This is a genomic window from Streptococcus infantis, assembly GCF_047460405.1.
Classification (GTDB): Bacteria; Bacillota; Bacilli; order Lactobacillales; family Streptococcaceae; genus Streptococcus; species Streptococcus infantis_Q.
Map to the genome: position 1 here is coordinate 50,828 of NZ_JASHGH010000016.1, position 18,825 is coordinate 69,652.

General features: G+C 42.0%; 16 protein-coding genes, 1 tRNA gene and 1 rRNA gene. 13 read left to right on the forward strand and 5 right to left on the reverse strand.

Annotated features, from left to right (window positions below):
• Positions 1–28: 28 nt before the first annotated feature.
• Both rpoC and QM928_RS08075 read left to right on the forward strand, forming a co-directional pair.
• Positions 29–3,691, forward strand: coding sequence for a DNA-directed RNA polymerase subunit beta' (gene rpoC, locus QM928_RS08070; protein ID WP_414294944.1), 3,663 nt, complete (start codon positions 29–31; stop codon positions 3,689–3,691).
• A 515-nt stretch (positions 3,692–4,206) separates the two neighbouring features.
• A complete protein-coding gene (locus tag QM928_RS08075) occupies positions 4,207–4,770 on the forward strand; it encodes a sugar O-acetyltransferase (RefSeq protein WP_075232406.1) in 564 nt (187 codons plus the stop codon).
• 136 nt (positions 4,771–4,906) lie between these two features.
• On the opposite strand, the gene QM928_RS08080 is transcribed toward QM928_RS08075, so the two are convergent.
• Together QM928_RS08080 and QM928_RS08085 are read right to left on the reverse strand one after the other, a co-directional pair.
• Entirely contained in the window at positions 4,907–5,590 is a 684-nt protein-coding gene (locus QM928_RS08080; protein WP_045762619.1) for a DUF4956 domain-containing protein, read from the reverse strand.
• Positions 5,583–6,359 (reverse strand): polyphosphate polymerase domain-containing protein, encoded by a 777-nt coding sequence (locus QM928_RS08085; RefSeq protein WP_153224524.1) that lies wholly within the window; start codon positions 6,357–6,359, stop codon positions 5,583–5,585. The genes QM928_RS08080 and QM928_RS08085 overlap by 8 nt, the downstream gene beginning before the upstream one ends.
• 206 nt (positions 6,360–6,565) lie before the next feature.
• Between QM928_RS08085 and QM928_RS08090 the strand changes: the two genes are divergently transcribed.
• Positions 6,566–7,798, forward strand: a complete 1,233-nt coding sequence (locus tag QM928_RS08090) for a carbohydrate-binding domain-containing protein (protein WP_414294943.1) — start codon at positions 6,566–6,568, stop codon at positions 7,796–7,798.
• Positions 7,799–7,860: 62 nt separating this feature from the next.
• Here the strand turns inward: QM928_RS08090 and QM928_RS08095 are convergent, their stop codons facing one another.
• The 3 genes from QM928_RS08095 to QM928_RS08105 all read right to left on the reverse strand — a co-directional run bounded on the left by QM928_RS08095 (position 7,861) and on the right by QM928_RS08105 (position 9,263).
• Entirely contained in the window at positions 7,861–8,064 is a 204-nt protein-coding gene (locus QM928_RS08095; RefSeq protein ID WP_000020982.1) for a CsbD family protein, read from the reverse strand.
• Positions 8,065–8,181: 117 nt separating this feature from the next.
• Positions 8,182–8,814, reverse strand: coding sequence for a DUF421 domain-containing protein (locus QM928_RS08100; protein ID WP_153224523.1), 633 nt, complete (start codon positions 8,812–8,814; stop codon positions 8,182–8,184).
• A complete protein-coding gene (locus tag QM928_RS08105) occupies positions 8,811–9,263 on the reverse strand; it encodes a DUF3290 family protein (protein WP_153224522.1) in 453 nt (150 codons plus the stop codon). The genes QM928_RS08100 and QM928_RS08105 overlap by 4 nt, the downstream gene beginning before the upstream one ends.
• A gap of 191 nt (positions 9,264–9,454) precedes the next feature.
• Between QM928_RS08105 and QM928_RS08110 the strand changes: the two genes are divergently transcribed.
• The 10 genes from QM928_RS08110 to QM928_RS08155 form a co-directional block, all read left to right on the forward strand.
• Positions 9,455–10,219 (forward strand): nucleoside phosphorylase, encoded by a 765-nt coding sequence (locus QM928_RS08110; RefSeq protein ID WP_414294942.1) that lies wholly within the window; start codon positions 9,455–9,457, stop codon positions 10,217–10,219.
• 32 nt (positions 10,220–10,251) lie between these two features.
• Entirely contained in the window at positions 10,252–11,631 is a 1,380-nt protein-coding gene (locus tag QM928_RS08115; RefSeq protein ID WP_414294941.1) for a TrkH family potassium uptake protein, read from the forward strand.
• A 13-nt stretch (positions 11,632–11,644) separates the two neighbouring features.
• The gene (locus QM928_RS08120; RefSeq protein WP_414294940.1) at positions 11,645–12,310 is read left to right on the forward strand and encodes a potassium channel family protein; all 666 of its coding nucleotides are present in this window, start codon (positions 11,645–11,647) and stop codon (positions 12,308–12,310) included.
• Positions 12,311–12,467: 157 nt separating this feature from the next.
• On the forward strand, positions 12,468–14,696 hold the full coding sequence (locus QM928_RS08125; RefSeq protein WP_414294939.1) for an SSURE domain-containing protein: 2,229 nt from the start codon (positions 12,468–12,470) through the stop codon (positions 14,694–14,696).
• Between the two features lie 123 nt (positions 14,697–14,819).
• Positions 14,820–15,515, forward strand: a complete 696-nt coding sequence (locus QM928_RS08130; protein WP_414294938.1) for a response regulator transcription factor — start codon at positions 14,820–14,822, stop codon at positions 15,513–15,515.
• On the forward strand, positions 15,515–16,567 hold the full coding sequence (locus QM928_RS08135; RefSeq protein ID WP_414294937.1) for a sensor histidine kinase: 1,053 nt from the start codon (positions 15,515–15,517) through the stop codon (positions 16,565–16,567). Before QM928_RS08130 ends, QM928_RS08135 begins: the two co-directional genes overlap by 1 nt.
• 194 nt (positions 16,568–16,761) lie before the next feature.
• Positions 16,762–17,373, forward strand: a complete 612-nt coding sequence (rpsD, locus tag QM928_RS08140; protein WP_000092756.1) for a 30S ribosomal protein S4 — start codon at positions 16,762–16,764, stop codon at positions 17,371–17,373.
• Positions 17,374–17,578: 205 nt separating this feature from the next.
• Entirely contained in the window at positions 17,579–18,043 is a 465-nt protein-coding gene (locus tag QM928_RS08145; protein WP_153224704.1) for a sigma-70 family RNA polymerase sigma factor, read from the forward strand.
• A gap of 73 nt (positions 18,044–18,116) precedes the next feature.
• Positions 18,117–18,188, forward strand: a tRNA-Glu gene (locus tag QM928_RS08150).
• A 242-nt stretch (positions 18,189–18,430) separates the two neighbouring features.
• Positions 18,431–18,825: ribosomal RNA gene (locus QM928_RS08155) — 16S ribosomal RNA — on the forward strand; the annotation flags it as partial.

The following is an 18,825-nucleotide window of genomic DNA, read 5'->3' on the forward strand; positions in this document are numbered from 1 at the left end:
TTCACTTAGAATAGAAAGGGAAGAAATAGTGGTTGATGTAAATCGTTTTAAAAGTATGCAAATCACCCTAGCTTCTCCAAGTAAAGTCCGTTCATGGTCTTATGGAGAAGTCAAAAAACCTGAAACAATCAATTACCGTACGTTGAAACCAGAACGTGAAGGACTCTTTGATGAAGTTATCTTTGGTCCTACAAAAGACTGGGAATGTGCTTGTGGTAAGTACAAACGCATTCGTTACAGAGGGATTGTTTGTGACCGTTGTGGAGTTGAAGTAACGCGTACAAAAGTTCGTCGTGAGCGTATGGGGCACATCGAGTTGAAAGCTCCTGTATCTCACATCTGGTACTTCAAGGGGATTCCAAGCCGTATGGGCTTGACCCTTGATATGAGCCCTCGTGCCCTCGAGGAAGTGATCTACTTTGCGGCTTATGTGGTGATTGATCCGAAGGATACACCACTTGAGCACAAGTCTATCATGACAGAGCGCGAATACCGTGAGCGCTTGCGTGAGTATGGTTATGGTTCATTCGTTGCCAAAATGGGTGCCGAAGCCATCCAAGACCTTTTGAAACAAGTAAATCTTGAAAAAGAAATTGCTGAACTCAAAGAAGAGTTGAAAACAGCGACTGGACAAAAACGTGTCAAAGCCATCCGTCGTTTGGATGTTTTGGATGCCTTTTACAAGTCTGGAAACAAACCTGAATGGATGATCCTCAACATCCTTCCGGTTATCCCACCAGATCTTCGTCCAATGTTGCAGTTGGATGGTGGCCGTTTTGCCTCATCTGATTTGAACGACCTTTACCGTCGTGTTATCAACCGTAACAACCGTTTGGCTCGTTTGCTTGAGTTGAATGCACCGGGTATCATCGTTCAAAATGAGAAGCGTATGCTTCAAGAAGCAGTTGATGCTTTGATTGACAATGGTCGTCGTGGTCGTCCAATCACAGGACCAGGTAGCCGTCCACTGAAATCATTGAGCCATATGCTTAAAGGTAAACAAGGACGCTTCCGTCAAAACTTGCTCGGTAAACGTGTTGACTTCTCAGGACGTTCCGTTATCGCCGTTGGTCCAACGCTTAAGATGTACCAATGTGGTGTGCCACGTGAAATGGCGATTGAGCTCTTTAAACCATTTGTCATGCGTGAAATCGTTGCGCGTGATATCGTGCAAAACGTCAAAGCAGCTAAACGCTTGGTGGAACGCGGAGATGAGCGTATCTGGGATATCCTTGAAGAAGTGATCAAAGAACACCCAGTACTTTTGAACCGCGCACCGACCCTTCACCGTTTGGGTATCCAAGCATTCGAGCCAGTCTTGATTGATGGTAAGGCCCTTCGCTTGCACCCACTTGTCTGTGAAGCCTACAATGCCGACTTTGACGGGGACCAAATGGCCATCCACGTACCGCTTTCAGAAGAAGCTCAAGCAGAAGCTCGTATCCTCATGCTCGCTGCTGAGCACATCTTGAACCCGAAAGATGGTAAACCAGTTGTTACTCCATCTCAGGACATGGTTTTGGGTAACTACTACTTGACCATGGAAGAAGCTGGTCGTGAAGGTGAAGGAATGGTCTTCAAAGACCGTGACGAAGCGGTTATGGCTTACCGTAATGGTTATGTTCACCTCCACTCACGTGTTGGTATCGCAACAGACAGCCTCAACAAGCCTTGGACAGAAGAGCAAAAACATAAGGTCTTGCTCACAACAGTTGGTAAAATCCTCTTCAACGACATCATGCCAGAGGGGCTACCATACTTGCAAGAGCCAAATAATGCTAACTTGACAGAAGGTGTTCCAGATAAATACTTCTTGCCACTAGGTGGAGATATCAAGGAAGCTATCAGCAAACTTGAGCTTAACCCTCCATTCAAGAAGAAAAACCTTGGAAATATCATCGCTGAAATCTTCAAACGTTTCCGTACGACAGAAACTTCTGCCCTACTTGACCGTATGAAGAACCTCGGTTACCACCACTCAACTCTTGCAGGATTGACAGTGGGTATTGCCGATATCCCAGTTGTTGAAGACAAGGCTGAAATCATCGAAGAATCACACAAACGTGTAGAACAAATCACAAAACAATTCCGTCGTGGTATGATCACAGACGACGAGCGTTACAATGCCGTTACAGCTGAATGGCGTGCTGCCCGTGAAAAATTGGAGAAACGCTTGATTGCCAACCAAGATCCTAAGAACCCAATCGTTATGATGATGGACTCTGGAGCCCGTGGTAACATCTCAAACTTCTCACAGCTTGCCGGTATGCGTGGTCTGATGGCGGCTCCGAACGGACGTATCATGGAATTGCCAATCCTTTCAAACTTCCGCGAAGGTTTGTCGGTATTGGAAATGTTCTTCTCAACTCACGGTGCCCGTAAAGGTATGACTGATACGGCCCTTAAGACAGCCGACTCAGGTTACTTGACTCGTCGTTTGGTTGACGTTGCCCAAGACGTTATCATCCGTGAGGATGACTGTGGAACAGACCGTGGTCTCTTGATCCGTTCTATCGCAGAAGGAAAAGAGATGATCGAATCTCTCGAAGAACGTCTCAATGGTCGTTACACTAAGAAAACTGTTAAACATCCAGAAACTGGTGTAGTTATTATCGGTCCAAATGAGCTGATTACAGAAGACAAGGCGCGTGAAATTGTCAACGCTGGTGTGGAAGAAGTGACTATCCGCTCTGTATTTACATGTAACACTCGTCACGGTGTCTGCCGTCACTGTTATGGTATCAACTTGGCGACTGGTGATGCGGTTGAAGTTGGTGAAGCAGTTGGTACAATCGCTGCCCAATCTATCGGGGAACCTGGTACACAGCTTACAATGCGTACCTTCCACACGGGTGGGGTTGCCTCAAATACCGATATCACTCAGGGTCTTCCTCGTGTCCAAGAAATCTTTGAAGCCCGCAATCCTAAAGGGGAAGCGGTTATCACAGAGGTTAAAGGACAAGTTACAGCTATTGAAGAAGATGCATCAACTCGTACTAAGAAAGTCTTTGTTAAGGGTGAAACTGGCGAAGGTGAATATGTCGTTCCGTTTACAGCTCGTATGCGTGTTGAAGTCGGCGATCAAGTTTCTCGTGGTGCAGCATTGACAGAAGGTTCTATCCAACCAAAACGTCTCCTTGCTGTACGTGATGTCTTGTCAGTTGAAACCTACCTTCTCGGTGAAGTACAAAAAGTTTACCGTAGCCAAGGGGTAGAAATCGGTGACAAACACATTGAGGTAATGGTTCGTCAAATGATCCGTAAAGTCCGTGTCATGGATCCAGGAGATACAGACCTTCTCATGGGTACCCTCATGGATATCAATGACTTTACAGATGCCAACAAAGATGTCCTTATCGCAGGTGGAGTTCCAGCGACAGGTCGCCCTGTCCTTATGGGAATTACAAAAGCCTCACTTGAAACCAACAGTTTCTTGTCAGCGGCTTCCTTCCAGGAAACAACTCGTGTCCTTACTGACGCGGCTATCCGTGGTAAGAAAGACCATCTCCTTGGACTTAAAGAAAATGTTATCATCGGTAAGATCATCCCAGCTGGTACAGGTATGGCACGTTACCGTAACCTTGAACCACAAGCTATCAATGAAGAGTCTTACCTAGCATCTTCTCAAGAAGAAACTTCAGTAGATACGACTGTAGAAGAAGTCGTTGAAACTGTTGAAGTAAGCGAATAAGTAGGTGTTGCTTAAGGTCTGAAATGAAAAGATTAATCATTCACGATAGATTCTTAAGAAGGATCCACTAGATAAAAAAGCGAACAAGGCAGAATTCTGATTGTCAGAAAACTAGCTTTGCTCGCTTTTTTTATTTAAGGTTAGGCTTGTGTTTTATAGTGGATTGAATCTAGAATAGTACACTACAACTGCTAAAAATATTTCTAGAAATTAGTTTGACTTTCCTAATCTCTCTGTTCATATCTTATTTCAATCCACTATACAAAACGGTACACTGTGAATTCTAAAAAATGCTAGAAATTGACTTAACTACTCTGGTAAATTTGTTCAGATTCTATTTCATTTCACTATAACTTGCTCTAGATTTAAAACTATGCTACAATCATCTAATACTCTTCGAAAATCAAATTCAAACCACGTCAGCTTCACCTTGCCGTACTCAAGTACAGCCTGCGGCTCTCTTCCTAGTTTGCTCTTTGATTTTCATTGAGTATAAAAAACAAGGACATCAAGATATGAAAACTGAATATCAAAAAATGATCGCGGGGGAACCCTATCACCCATTCGACCCAGACCTCCGTTTTCTAGCACAAAAAGCGCGACAAAAGCAAGCAGCTTTTAATGAAGAAGTCGATCCAGTAAAAGGTATGGAAATCATCAAAGGATGGTTTGGTTCTACTGGTGAAAATCTCTACATCAACACTCGCTTGATGGTAGATTACGGGGTCAATATTCATCTGGGAGAAAATTTCTATTCCAATTGGAATTTAACTATGCTAGATGTTTGTCCTATAACCATCGGTGACAATGCTATGATTGGTCCCAACTGTCAATTTTTAACACCCCTTCACCCGCTGGACCCCGACGAACGAAACTCAGGACTAGAATTTGGCAAACCCATCACGATTGGTAAGAACTTTTGGGCAGGTGGTGGTGTCATTGTCCTACCGGGTGTTACTTTAGGGGATAATGTCGTTGCAGGAGCAGGAGCGGTCATTACAAAATCCTTTGGTGACAATGTAGTTCTAGCAGGAAATCCAGCGCGAGTTATCAAAGAGATTCCAGTCAAAGGAAATTAAAGGTTGAGATAGAGAAAATGAAGTCTTTTTCACAAGAGCTCTTTGGAATCGAAAAGCCTAACCAGTCTCAGTGTCAAAAACTTATTGCTAGCAAAAAACGAGGTCGGAATTTTTATCCCAGCCTCGTTTTTCGTCTTTAGAGATTTTTTCTCTTTTTAGCTTTTTTAGTCAATGCCACATCGCATTGATCAATATTTTGTGTAAGATAGCTAGTCACTTGGAAATCATCTGCCTCTGTTTTTAGCTCGACTTCATAGACAATGCTAAGGTTGTCCCCTGCATTTGTGCTATTGATCGTAATCATGTCAATTTCTGAGCAGAATTGGTCAAGAGCTGATTGGATAGCTTCCTGTACCTTCTCCTGATTAGCTACCGTGATTGTCAAAAGTCTACGGCGTTGATTGTCAGTTTTGACTTGTTGATTTTCCAAAAGGAACCAAACGCCCAAGATAAAGAGCGTGAAGAGAATTGCTAGGAAGAGATAGCCTGTTCCACAAGCCAGACCGATAATCATGGCTAGGAAAATTGCAATCAGTTCTCTTGAACCACTAGTTGCAGAACGGAAACGAATCAAACTAAAGGTTCCGGCTACAGCAATTGAAGTACCCAAGCTCCCATTGACCAGAAAAATAACCAAGGTCATAAGGCAGGGAAGCAGAGTCAAGCTGATAGCAAATTCTCTGGTGTAGAGGGTTCGATATTTGTAGGTCCAAGTAAGTGCCAAACCTAGGACTAGACTGACTAGAAGTGCCAGCAGTAGTTGGAAGGGATCTGCACTTGCAGTGGCGTTGTTGAAAATTGAGTTAAATAGATTAAGCATAAGCGGTACCTGCGCTTTCTATACTGGGACGTGGTGCATAAGGAAGCCCTTGAGATTTGTGGTAAGCACAACTGTATTTTGAAAATTTGTGCTCCATCAAACTATACTTGTCTAGGATGTCTTGTAACCACTGAGGTTTGTTTCCAGGAGCTTTAATCTCCATAATTACAGTATTGTCATCCAATAGAGGAGCCCCTTGATTTCCTGCGAAGAGACTGACATTTTCATCTCTATAGATTAGATTTTGGTCAATTGTGATACGAATTTTATTATAGTCGTAGCCCTCGATGTATTTTTTTTCTTTTAATGAATAACGATCGTAGTAGATGTACATACGAGGCTGGATTGCTTGCTTGTAATCCTGATGAAGCTTTTTCACTTTTTCAATGACGACTGTATCAGTAATGCTAGCATCCAAGTGCCCTTTGGTCATAAAATTAAGGATAGAAGTAGGAGTTGAGAGTAGTCTAAACTTGCGACCAACTCCTTCTTGGTCCTTGGTTTTGATTTCTAAAAATACTTGACTATCTGCTTTAGGTTGACTGAGATAGGTCCGCATCCGAACCTTTTCTTTTCGCTTATTTCCAAAATCATCATCTTGGAGCACATCAAAGTCTTCCGTATCAAAGTAGATGTTTGAAATAGTTGAAATTGGATAGTCGTCTTCTACTAGATATTCCTTTAAATCTTGAATCAGTTTGTCTAGTTTATCTTTGGAGATAATATATTTGGTTTCAATCCGCTTAAAAGTTGTTTCTAATGGTTTCATAAGTCTTTCTCCTCTTTCTTTCAGTTATACTATTTTTAAACAAGGTGAACTTGCTTGTCTACAATTCTAGAGGGGGTTTCTAAAACTTTTGTTAAATTTAACTTAATTGAAACTAAACTTAAGAAAACTTTCAGAAAAAGTTTAGGCTTCTTTTAGGAAAGACCCGTAGACTAAGAGCATGTAAAATGAAAGACGAGGAAACGAGCATGAAAGCAAAAAAATGGACATTCCTATTAACAAGTATAACAACTCTAGCACTGGTAACAGCATGTACCCAGTCAACTTCAAATACAACAGCTAGCAATAGTACTGCAACGACAACAGTAACTACCAATAAGAAAACATCTAGTTACTTTACAGATAAGGACTATGATACTTCTTATGATGAAAAGACAGCAGCAACTGTAACTCTATCAGGCTCAACAGCGACGGTATCAGGTGATGGTGTGGCTGTATCAGGTTCTACCGTTACAATCTCTAAGTCAGGAACCTATGTAATTTCTGGTCAATCCGACGGAGTTCAAATCAAGATTGAAGCTGGAAGTTCAGATGACGTACACATCGTTCTAAATGGTGTAACAATGACCAATGCCAATGCAGCTATTTCTGCCATATCAGCTGGTCATGTGTACTTGACTCTAGCAGACGGCACAACTAATAGCCTGTCAGATTCAGCTTCAAATAGTGATGACAAGGCTGACGCGGCCCTCTTCTTTAAAGTGGACTTGACCATCAACGGTAAAGGGACTCTCAATGTAGATGGCAAGAAAAACAATGCTATCAAGGCTAACGACACGCTTCACATCACAGGTGGAACCTACAACATCACAGCAGTTGGAGATGCCTTTAATGTCAATGATGAGCTCAACATCACTGGAACAACCATGACTATCGATGCCAAGGAAGACGGAGTCAAGGTCGATAATGATGAGGATACATCTGTTGGAACCATGTATCTCTCTGATAACACTATAACCGTTACTGCAGGTGATGATGGTATCCATGCATCAGGTGATTTGGTCATCGATAGTGGAACCTACACCGTTAAGAATTCTACCGAAGGGCTTGAAGGTAAGTCTATCACTATCAACGGTGGGGATATTACCATCTACTCAACAGATGATGGTGTCAATGCAGCCAACAAAAATGCTCAACAAAGTGAAATTTTCTTCACCATGAATGGTGGGAACTTGACAGTTGAAGTTGGTCAAGGGGACACAGATCCAATTGACTCAAATGGAAACATTACAGTCACTGGCGGAACCATCAAAATGACAGGTCAAACAGGATTTGACTTTGACGGAACAGCGACCTATACAGGTGGAGATATCTACCTTAATGGTGAAAAACAAACTGAAATCGTCAATTCTATGCCTGGAGGCGGAGGAGCACCTGGTGGTGGCCCTCAAGGAAATGGTGGCCCTGGTGGTCAACCATAAAAGAAAACTCTCCTTCCTCGAAAGAGAAGGGAGAGTTTTTATGTTATTAGGACGAGAAAGAATTATTCTCCGTCTTTTTTAAAGATGTTTTTTACGCCAGATACTGCACCTTCGACAGCTTCTTTTGCATCTTCAGCAACTTCTTTAGCTTTTGAAGCTACCTTTTCTGCAGCTCCTTCTGCTTGAGTTTTTGTATCGCCAGTTAGTTTACCAAAACCTTCTTTGACAGAACCTTTAGCTTGGTTGAATTTTTCTTCGATTGACATGGGGGATACCTCCGTTAATTTTTTGTATTATCTAAATTACATCAGATATTAATTTAAGTATATACCCTTTTATGCAAAAAAGCAAAAAACTGATACGAAAAGCATCAGTTTATTTTTTTAATAGGTTACAACATTCAAATGACCTTTATCATATTCAGCGATAAAGATATTTGAGACTTCTTCGAAACCTTCTTCTTTCAATTTCTCAGTTAGCCACTCCTCGGATTTGCCAATGGTTTCTAGGATTTCAACTTGGACAACACCGTCGGTAATAATTGGATACTTAGGATTTTCATCGCCCATTCTTACGACAATCAGCTGTCCATTTTGCTCAATCACAGCTCTCTTGACATCCTTCAGTTGGAAGATTCCTTGAGAGCGCAATTTAAGAGCTACATCTGCGGCTGCAAGACCTTTTGAGCGACAGGCTTCTGGATCTAATTTACCATTTTTAATGATAATAGTAGGTTTCCCGTCAATTAAGTGTTTGAAAAAGGAAATATTGGTATTCAACCATTTAAGGAGTAAAATGAGAATAGTCCAAATAATGAGGATAACAATGTATTGGATGATGGTAATAGAACTATTGTAGATAACCCCACCGATAATACCCCCGAGAACAAAGTTCTGGATTTGGTCCACTGCAGAACTTGGTGCTAGATTTCCTTTACCTGTTACGTTAATAACAAAAACAAGAGAAAGAAGCCCCAAAGCCAATTTAATTGCAATCGTAGCAAAAAAGCTTATCATTTTTCAACCTCCACGAGTTCAACATCTGATTTATAGAGTTCCATTTTTTCTAATAAATAGCTATCTTGGTCAGTCCCGCTAATGGCACGATAAAAATTGTCACCTACTTTAATAATCGCCCCATCAGTCACTGCTGATGTGTTGACATAAACATTTTTCTTATCAACACCTAACTCTTTTGATACAATTTCGATGAAGTGCAAGGAACTACGAAATTGATTATCATTGGATTGGTTGTTTTGAAGATTCGTAATGCTAATCAATACAAAAGCAATTAAGGTCAAAATAGAAATGAGCGATAATTCACGGAACTTACTCCCTCTCTTATCTTGAAAAGCCTTAAATGCAAAGAATCCAGTCACAATCACTAAGAGCGTCGACACAATAATCATGACCCAATTCTGTTGACTAATCTGACTGAGCACATAGTCATAGGAATAGAATTTCATAAGATTTCTCCCTTTTTCAAATTCAATCTATTATAAGATAATTCCTAAGCTATAGCAAGTTTATTATGACGAAAAAAGCATTTAATTGTTATTTCCTACTTAAGGTAGGTTTTTTCTGATTTGACTTAGGCTTCCGTCTTGACTTTCGTTTTGCTTTTGTTATAATAGTACAAATTTAGAGGAGGTACTCTATGATTCAAAAACATGCCATTCCTATTTTAGAGTTTGATGATAATCCTCAGGCAGTCATCATGCCAAATCACGAAGGATTAGATTTACAGTTGCCAAAGAAGTGCATCTATGCATTTTTGGAAGAGGAGATTGACCGCTACGCTCAGGAAGTAGGGGCGGAGTGCGTTGGGGAGTTTGTGTCTGCCACTAAAACCTATCCTGTTTATGTCATGAGTTACAAGGGTGAGGAAGTGTGTCTGGCTCAGGCTCCTGTTGGTTCTGCCCCTGCGGCCCAGTTTATGGATTGGTTGATTGGCTATGGTGTGGAGCAAATCATTTCCACTGGTACTTGTGGAGTCCTAGCCGATATAGAAGAAAATGCCTTTCTAGTTCCAGTCCGTGCTCTGCGTGATGAAGGAGCCAGCTACCATTATGCGTCACCTTCTCGTTATATGGATGTACATGTAGAAGCGATTTCTGCTATCGAGCAAGTCTTGGAACAACTAGGTGTCCCTTACGAAGAAGTCATGACTTGGTCGACAGACGGATTTTACCGAGAAACAGCTGAAAAAGTTGCCTATCGCAAGGAAGAAGGCTGCGTAGTTGTGGAGATGGAGTGTGCAGCTCTTGCGGCAGTAGCTCAGCTTCGCGGAGCAGTTTGGGGTGAGTTGTTGTTTACGGCAGATTCTTTGGCAGATCTTGATAACTATGACCAACGCGATTGGGGTGCAGAAGCTTTTGATAAGGCGCTAGGTATCTGCCTTGAGATCGTTAGTCATATGTGAGTATTCTCAGATTTTTGTGGTACAATGTAGCTATGTTATTAAAATCAATTGTTGAAAAAATAAATACCATTCTAGGGCGTTTATCACCCGCTCGGAGAATCTTTTTAAGTTTTGCTTTGGTTATCCTCTTTGGGTCTTTCCTTTTGAGTCTGCCATTTGTACAATCTCCAACATCTCATGCCGGTTACTTTGATCATTTATTTACAGCCGTATCTATGGTCTGTGTGACAGGACTTTTTACCTTACCTGTCGCTTCGACCTACAATGTCTGGGGGCAGCTGATCTGTATGTTCTTGATTCAGATTGGTGGTTTGGGTCTCATGACTTTTATCGGAATTTTCTATATCCAGGGCAAGCAAAAACTCAGTCTTCGAGGTCGAGAAACGATTCTGGAGAGCTTTAGTTTCGAAGAAACCCAGTCTCTGAGGGATTTTCTACGTTCCATCTTCGTGACGACTTTTCTAGTAGAAGGATTCGGAGCCTTTCTGCTAAGTTTTCGTTTTGTCCCCGAGTTTGGTTGGGGACGGGGAATTTTTACTTCCATTTTCGTAGCTATTTCAGCTTTCTGTAATGCTGGTTTTGATAATATTGGAAGTACAAGTTTAGTAGCTTTTCAAACTGATCCTTTGATTAATTTAGTGATAGCAGGCTTGATTATTACGGGTGGTCTAGGTTTCATGGTTTGGTTCGACTTGGCTACCCAGTTAGGAAAGAAGAAAAAGCGTCGTCTTCGTTTCCATACTAAGCTAGTCCTCTTCTTAACAGCGGGGATTTTATTTGCTGGAACAGTTTCAACCCTCTTGATAGAGTGGAACAATTCGGGAACGATTGGCAATCTCAGTTTCCCAGATAAATTGCTGGTTAGTTTCTTCCAAACTGTCAGCATGCGGACGGCAGGATTTGCTTCTATTGATTTTACTCAGGCTAGGCCTGTTACCTTGATGATCTATATTTTGCAGATGTTTCTGGGTGGGGCGCCTGGTGGAACAGCCGGGGGGCTTAAAATCACAACCTTCTTTGTCTTATTGGTCTTTGCACGCAGTGAACTTTTAGGATTGCCCCATGCCAATGTGGCTCGAAGAACGATTGAACCTCGTACAGTCCAAAAATCTTTCAGTGTTTTTATCATCTTCTTGATAACTTTTTTAGCGGGCTTAATCTTAGTAGGAATAACAGCTGAGGGGAATCCGCGCTTTATCTACATTATGTTTGAAACAATTTCTGCCCTTGCTACGGTCGGAGTAACTGCAAATTTGACACCAGAGTTAGGCAGATTAGCTCTTAGCATTATCATGCTACTGATGTTTATCGGACGAATTGGGCCGCTGACGCTATTAGTTAGTTTGGCTGAGTATCAACCAGATAAGAAAGATATGATCCACTATATGAAAGCAGATATTACCATAGGATAAGAAAGGATAAACTATGTCAGATCGGACAATTGGAATTTTAGGTTTGGGTATTTTTGGAAGTAGTGTACTTACTGCTCTCGCTCAGCATGATATAAATATAATCGCCATTGACGACCATGAGGAGCGAATCAATCAGTTCGAACCAGTCTTGGTACGTGGAGTTGTTGGAGATATAACAGATGAAGAGCTCTTGCTCTCAGCAGGAATTGATACCTGCGATACCGTAGTCGTCGCAACTGGTGAAAATCTAGAGTCTAGTGTTCTTGCAGTCATGCATTGCAAGAGTCTAGGGGTACCGACTGTTATTGCTAAGGTTAAAAGCCATACAGCAAAAAAAGTCCTTGAAAAAATCGGTGCAGACTCAGTCATTTCACCAGAGTTTGAGATGGGTCGTTCGTTGGCACAGACGATTCTCTTTAATAACAGTGTAGATGTCTTTCAGTTGGACAAGAATGTCTCAATTGTCGAGATGAAAATTCCACAATCGTGGTCAGGTAAGAGCCTAAGTCAACTTGATCTTCGAGGACGGTACAATCTCAATATCCTCGGTTTTCGTGACTACGAAAATGCTCCCTTAGATGTACAGTTTGGACCAAATGATTTATTAAAACCGGATACCTATATCATGGCGGTGATTAATAACCAATATTTGGATACCCTAGCAAGCCTTAGTGAGTAGAAGAGGAATGACTATTCTTTTTTTCAACGACTATTGAGTCAATATAAGTATTTTATAAGAGGGATTTAAGAAAAATTTTAACTTTTTCTTAATCCTTTTTAATTTTAGGAGATTATACTAGAGTCATCAAATAAAGAAAAACTCTAAGGAGAATCCTATGAAATTCAATCCAAATCAGAGATATACTCGTTGGTCTATCCGCCGTCTTAGTGTCGGTGTTGCCTCAGTTGTTGTGGCTAGTGGCTTCTTTGTCCTAGTTGGTCAACCAAGTTCAGTACGTGCCGATGTGGTCAATCCAACCCCGACTCAAGTCTTGCCAGATGCAGATGCGGTGAGTGCAAAGAGCGATTTACCAGTAGAGCTACTCAAAGAAGCAGTTGATACAGCTCTTCCTTCAGAACAGGCAGACTTAACATCTAAAGCAAGCTTGGGTACTACAAGCTCTTCAGAAAAAGTGGATGTTGCTGATAAAGAGCAAGTAGTAGCGCCAAAAGAAGAAGTGCAAGCAAAGCCAGAATCTAAGAAAGAAACAGAAGATGCAGTTAAACCTTCGACAAATCCTGCGCCTATAGTTTCTGGACAAGACCGTGAAGCAAATGAAGCTCAACCAGCAACAACTCCAGCTGAAGTACAAAAAGGTGTGGCCGACAATACCAAAGACACAGTAGATGTACCAGCTACTTACTTGGATAAAGCCAACTTCCCAGGGCCATTCACAGCTGGCGTCAACCAAGTTATTCCATACGAGTTCTTCGCTGGTGACGGCATGTTGACTCGCCTTATCTTGAAAGCTTCTGACAAGGCCCCATGGTCAGACAACGGCTCAGCCAAAAATCCCGCCTTTCCACCAGTAGATAAATTGGGCAAAGGTCTCTACTTCTATGAAGTAGACTTGGCCGGCACTCAAGGAAAATCTGATAAAGAACTGCTTGACCTATTAAAACAAAACGGCACTCAAAGTTATAAAGCTACTATTAAAGTGTACGGTGCAAAAGATGGCAAGGCCGATTTGAGCAATCTTGTAGCGACTAAAGATTTGGATGTCAACTTGAACGGCTTGACTACTCCAGCTGAAGTGCAAAAAGGCGTAACCGACAATACCAAAGACACAGTAGACGTCCCAGCCACTTACTTGGACAAGGCCAATTACCCAGGTCCATTCACAGCTGGTGTCAACCAAGTTATTCCATACGAATTCTTCGCTGGTGACGGCATGTTGACTCGTCTGATCTTGAAGGCTTCAGACAAGGCTCCATGGTCAGACAATGGCTCAGCTAAAAATCCTGCTCTTCCACCAGTGGAGAAATTGGGCAAAGGCCTCTATTTCTATGAAGTAGATTTGGCCGGCACCCAAGGTAAATCTGATAAAGAGCTTCTAGACCTCTTGAAACAAAACGGCACTCAAAGTTATAAAGCTACTATCAAAGTGTACGGTGTCAAAGACGGCAAGGCCGACTTGAGCAATCTCGTAGCGACTAAGGATTTGGATATCAATTTGAATGGCTTGACTACACCAGCTGAAGTCCAAAAAGGTGTGGCTGACAATACTAAAGACACAGTAGATGTTCCAGCTACATACTTGGACAAAGCCAATTTCCCTGGCCCGTTTACAGCTGGAGTCAACCAAGTCATTCCATATGAATTCTTTGCTGGAGACGGCATGTTGACTCGCCTGATTTTGAAAGCTTCAGACAAGGCTCCATGGTCAGACAATGGTTCAGCCAAAAATCCCGCCCTTCCACCAGTAGAGAAATTGGGCAAAGGCCTCTACTTCTATGAAGTAGATTTGGCCGGTACTCAAGGAAAATCTGATAAAGAGCTTCTTGATTTCTTGAAACAAAACGGCACTCAAAGTTATAAAGCTACTATTAAAGTGTACGGTGCTAAAGATGGCAAGGCTGATTTGAGCAATCTCGTAGCGACTAAAGATTTGACAGTAAACTTGAATGGACATCAGTCTCTTATTCCGATGCAGTCAGGCTTTGCTTCATCTTCTAATGGTTCAGCTATGCCGACTCCAATGATGAATAGTCATCAAGGTGCTTCTAAGATGAAAGCTCAAATGCCAGCTGCTAGCCAGGATAAGATGATGCCTAACAAAGAGCGAGACAAAACCATGAATGTTAGTCAGCTAATGGCAACTCCAAGTATGAAGCAAGACCAAGCTTCAGCAGCCTCAAGCAAAATGTCTGATGAAGGCAAGATGGCAGCTAATAACAAGGCGTCAAATCCAATGATGGCTGATAAAATGAAAGGCCAAAAAGACATGCTTCCATATACTGGTGAAGCCCAAACATCAATGTCTGCTATTGGATTCTTTGGACTCGCCTTGGCTGGACTGCTGGGTGGTCTCGGTTTGAAAGCTAAAAAAGAGGAAAATGACTAGTCTAGCTACAGACTTTCTATCTAGGATTTGAAAAATCCAGATAGCGATTAGAATGTTCGTAAAGCGATTAAAATAGTGTTATACTATTGTGGTATAGCACTGTTTTTTTCAAAGGAGAGACAGATGGGAAAGACAATTTTACTCGTTGACGACGAGGTAGAAATCACAGATATTCATCAACGCTATCTGGTTCAGGCAGGGTATCAGGTTTTGGTGGCTCATGATGGAGTAGAGGCCTTGGAAATATTCAAACGAAAAGCGATTGATTTGATTATTACAGATATCATGATGCCTCGGATGGATGGTTATGATTTGATTAGTGAGGTCCAGTATCAATCTCCAGATCAGCCTTTTCTCTTTATCACGGCTAAGACTAGCGAGCAGGACAAGATTTACGGTCTAAGCTTAGGGGCAGATGACTTTATTGCCAAGCCTTTTAGCCCACGTGAGCTGGTTTTGCGTGTCCACAATATCTTACGTCGCCTTCATCGTGGAGGTGAGACAGAGGTCGTCAGTCTCGGGGATTTACGGATGAATCACGGTAGCCATAAGGTTCAAGTTGGAGATGTGGCGCTTGATTTGACAGTCAAATCCTTCGAACTTCTATGGCTTTTAGCTAGTAATCCAGAGCGGGTTTTCTCTAAGACAGACCTCTATGAAAAGGTCTGGCAAGAAGATTATGTGGATGATACCAATACATTGAATGTTCATATTCATGCTCTTCGACAGGAGTTGGCTAAACATGCCAGTGCAGAAACTCCCACCATCAAAACCGTTTGGGGCTTGGGCTACAAAATTGAGAAAGCACGAGGTAGTTAATGAAATTAAAAAGTTATATTCTAGTGGGTTATATCATTTCAACACTCCTAACGATTATTGTAGTTTTTTGGGCAGTCCAGCGAATGTTAATTGACGAAAGAGAGATTTATTTCCTAGTGGGAATGACTCTCATGGCAAGTTTTGTTGGTGCTGGGATTAGTCTCTATCTCCTATCACCAGTCTTTACTTCATTGGGTAAACTCAAGGAACATGCCAAGCGAGTAGCGGACAAGGATTTTCCTTCAAATCTTGAGGTTCAAGGGCCTGTGGAATTTCAGCAGTTAGGGCAAGCTTTCAATGAAATGTCTCATGATTTACAGGCGACCTTTGATTCCTTGGAAGAAAGTGAACGAGAAAAGAGCTTGATGATTGCCCAGCTTTCGCATGATATCAAGACTCCCATCACCTCTATTCAAGCGACGGTAGAAGGAATTTTGGACGGAGTTATCAAGGAAGGAGAACAAGCCCATTATCTAGCAACCATTGGACGCCAGACCGAAAGGCTTAATAAACTGGTTGAAGAGTTGAATTTTTTGACCCTAAATACAGCTAGAAATCAGGCAGAGACGACTAGTAAAGACAGCATTTTTCTGGATCAGCTCTTGATTGAGTGTATGAGTGAATTTCAGTTCTTGATTGAGCAGGAGGAGCGAGATGTCCACTTACAGGTGATTCCAGAGTCTGCCCGGATTGAAGGAGATTATGCCAAACTTTCTCGCATCTTGGTGAATCTGGTCAATAACGCTTTTAAATACTCAGCTCCAGGAACCAAGCTGGAAGTGGTGGCTAAGCTGGAGAAGAACCAGCTTTCAATCAGTGTGACCGATGAAGGGCAGGGCATTGCCCCAGAGGATTTGGAGAATATTTTCAAACGCCTTTATCGTGTCGAAACTTCGCGCAATATGAAAACAGGTGGTCATGGCTTAGGTCTTGCGATTGCGCGTGAATTAGCCCATCAATTAGGTGGAGAAATCACAGTTACCAGCCAGTACGGCCTAGGAAGCACCTTTACCCTCCTTCTCAACCTTTCTGGTAGTGAAAATAAAGCTTAACCCCCCTTTACAAATCCAGCGATCCATGGTAAAATGGATTTTGTGTGAAATATCAGCAGGAAAGCATGAAGCTCGTCAACAGGTGTCTTATAATAAGTAACCTTGGCTGTTTAGGCGAAGGGCATCTGCACGAATCAGGGCTTTCTAAGTGACTATTTCCACCGAAATATTATTTATATCAGGAGGACATTCACATGTCACGTTATACAGGACCATCTTGGAAACAAGCTCGTCGCCTTGGCCTTTCACTTACAGGTACAGGTAAAGAATTGGCACGTCGTAACTACGTACCAGGACAACACGGACCAAACAACCGTTCTAAATTGTCAGAATACGGTTTGCAATTGGCTGAAAAACAAAAACTTCGTTTCACTTACGGTGTAGGTGAAAAACAATTCCGTAACTTGTTCGTACAAGCTACAAAAATCAAAGGCGGAATCCTTGGTTTCAACTTCATGCTTCTTTTGGAACGTCGTTTGGATAACGTTGTTTACCGTCTTGGTCTTGCGACTACTCGTCGTCAAGCTCGTCAATTCGTAAACCACGGTCACATCCTTGTTGACGGAAAACGCGTTGATATCCCATCATACCGTGTAACTCCAGGTCAAGTGATCTCAGTTCGTGAAAAATCATTGAAAGTTCCAGCAATCCTTGAAGCAGTAGAAGCTACTCTTGGACGCCCAGCATTCGTATCATTCGACGCTGAAAAATTGGAAGGTTCATTGACTCGCTTGCCAGAACGCGACGAAATCAACCCAGAAATCAACGAAGCACTTGTCGTTGAATTCTACAACAAAATGCTTTAATTTTAAGAAATATCTTACAGAAAGCCTACAACAGTGGGCTTTTTGTTTTGTCTGAAAATTAGACTATGAAAAACTAGCAAGCTTTATGTGAATTACAAACTGATAATCCATAACATTAGAGAGTAAAAAAAGCACAAGACAGAAACCAAAGCCCTTCTTTCCGCCTTTCTCTGCTATACTACAAGCAGAGAAAGGGGGAAAGCAAATGCTTGAAAAGTATTATGAGAAGGTAAAAGGAATTGTCCATAGATGTCGAAAAGATTACTATCTCCACCTGTGGGAGAAAGAGGATTGGGATCAAGAAGGCATGATCTGTCTCCATGAACTTCTAGAAAAGCATCCAGAACTGGTGGAAGAAGAAAAGAAACTCTACGTCTACTTCAAAACAAAATTTCGCAATCGAATCCTTGATAGTGTCAGAAAACAAGAGAGTCAAAAACGTCGCCTAGACCGAATGGCCTATGAAGAAGTAGGAGAAATTAGCCATCGCCTACCAGAAGGAGGATTGTGGCTGGATGATTACTACGCCCTTCATGAATTATTGAATAGTTATAGAAGAAAGTTACCACAAGATAAGCAAGAAGCCTACGAACGCCTCTGGGCAGACGAACGATTTAAAGGCCGCAAAGCCCTTCTCAGAGAGCTGAAGGAAGTAATTCAGGAGAAATGAAAAAAAGTTAAAAAAAGGTGTTGACAAAGTAAGAAAAGTCGGTATAATAGTAAGAGTTGAAAATGACAACTCCGGTCCGTTGGTCAAGGGGTTAAGACACCGCCTTTTCACGGCGGTAACACGGGTTCGAATCCCGTACGGACTATAGTATGAAGCAGATGAAACACTAGATGAAAAAAATTAAAAAAAGTTTCAAAAAAGTGTTGACAAGCGAAAGCGACTGTGATATACTAATATAGTTGTCACTTGAGAGAAGTGAGTGACAAAGACCTTTGAAAACTGAACAAGACGAACCAATGTGTAGGGCACTACAACTAAGGTTGTAGTACTGAACAATGAAAAAAACAATAAATCTGTCAGTGACAGAAATGAGTGAGAACTCAAACTTTTAATGAGAGTTTGATCCTGGCTCAGGACGAACGCTGGCGGCGTGCCTAATACATGCAAGTAGAACGCTGAAGGAGGAGCTTGCTTCTCCGGATGAGTTGCGAACGGGTGAGTAACGCGTAGGTAACCTGCCTGGTAGCGGGGGATAACTATTGGAAACGATAGCTAATACCGCATAACAGTAGATATTGCATGATATCTGCTTGAAAGGTGCAATTGCATCACTACCAGATGGACCTGCGTTGTATTAGCTAGTTGGTGAGGTAATGGCTCACCAAGGCGACGATACATAGCCGACCTGAGAGGGTGATCGGCCACACTGGGACTGAGACACGGCCCAGACTCCTACGGGAGGCAGCAGTAGGGAATCTTCGGCAATGGACGGAAGTCTGACC

Bases quoted from the DNA above. Each gene is read 5' to 3' on its own strand.
- QM928_RS08075 (WP_075232406.1), top strand. From the start codon at position 4,207: ATGAAAACTGAATATCAAAAAATGATCGCGGGGGAACCCTATCACCCA.
- QM928_RS08080 (WP_045762619.1), bottom strand. From the start codon at position 5,590: ATGCTTAATCTATTTAACTCAATTTTCAACAACGCCACTGCAAGTGCA.
- QM928_RS08085 (WP_153224524.1), bottom strand. From the start codon at position 6,359: ATGAAACCATTAGAAACAACTTTTAAGCGGATTGAAACCAAATATATT.
- QM928_RS08090 (WP_414294943.1), top strand. From the start codon at position 6,566: ATGAAAGCAAAAAAATGGACATTCCTATTAACAAGTATAACAACTCTA.
- QM928_RS08095 (WP_000020982.1), bottom strand. From the start codon at position 8,064: ATGTCAATCGAAGAAAAATTCAACCAAGCTAAAGGTTCTGTCAAAGAA.
- QM928_RS08100 (WP_153224523.1), bottom strand. From the start codon at position 8,814: ATGATAAGCTTTTTTGCTACGATTGCAATTAAATTGGCTTTGGGGCTT.
- QM928_RS08105 (WP_153224522.1), bottom strand. From the start codon at position 9,263: ATGAAATTCTATTCCTATGACTATGTGCTCAGTCAGATTAGTCAACAG.
- QM928_RS08110 (WP_414294942.1), top strand. From the start codon at position 9,455: ATGATTCAAAAACATGCCATTCCTATTTTAGAGTTTGATGATAATCCT.
- QM928_RS08115 (WP_414294941.1), top strand. From the start codon at position 10,252: ATGTTATTAAAATCAATTGTTGAAAAAATAAATACCATTCTAGGGCGT.
- QM928_RS08120 (WP_414294940.1), top strand. From the start codon at position 11,645: ATGTCAGATCGGACAATTGGAATTTTAGGTTTGGGTATTTTTGGAAGT.
- QM928_RS08125 (WP_414294939.1), top strand. From the start codon at position 12,468: ATGAAATTCAATCCAAATCAGAGATATACTCGTTGGTCTATCCGCCGT.
- QM928_RS08130 (WP_414294938.1), top strand. From the start codon at position 14,820: ATGGGAAAGACAATTTTACTCGTTGACGACGAGGTAGAAATCACAGAT.
- QM928_RS08135 (WP_414294937.1), top strand. From the start codon at position 15,515: ATGAAATTAAAAAGTTATATTCTAGTGGGTTATATCATTTCAACACTC.
- rpsD (WP_000092756.1), top strand. From the start codon at position 16,762: ATGTCACGTTATACAGGACCATCTTGGAAACAAGCTCGTCGCCTTGGC.
- QM928_RS08145 (WP_153224704.1), top strand. From the start codon at position 17,579: ATGCTTGAAAAGTATTATGAGAAGGTAAAAGGAATTGTCCATAGATGT.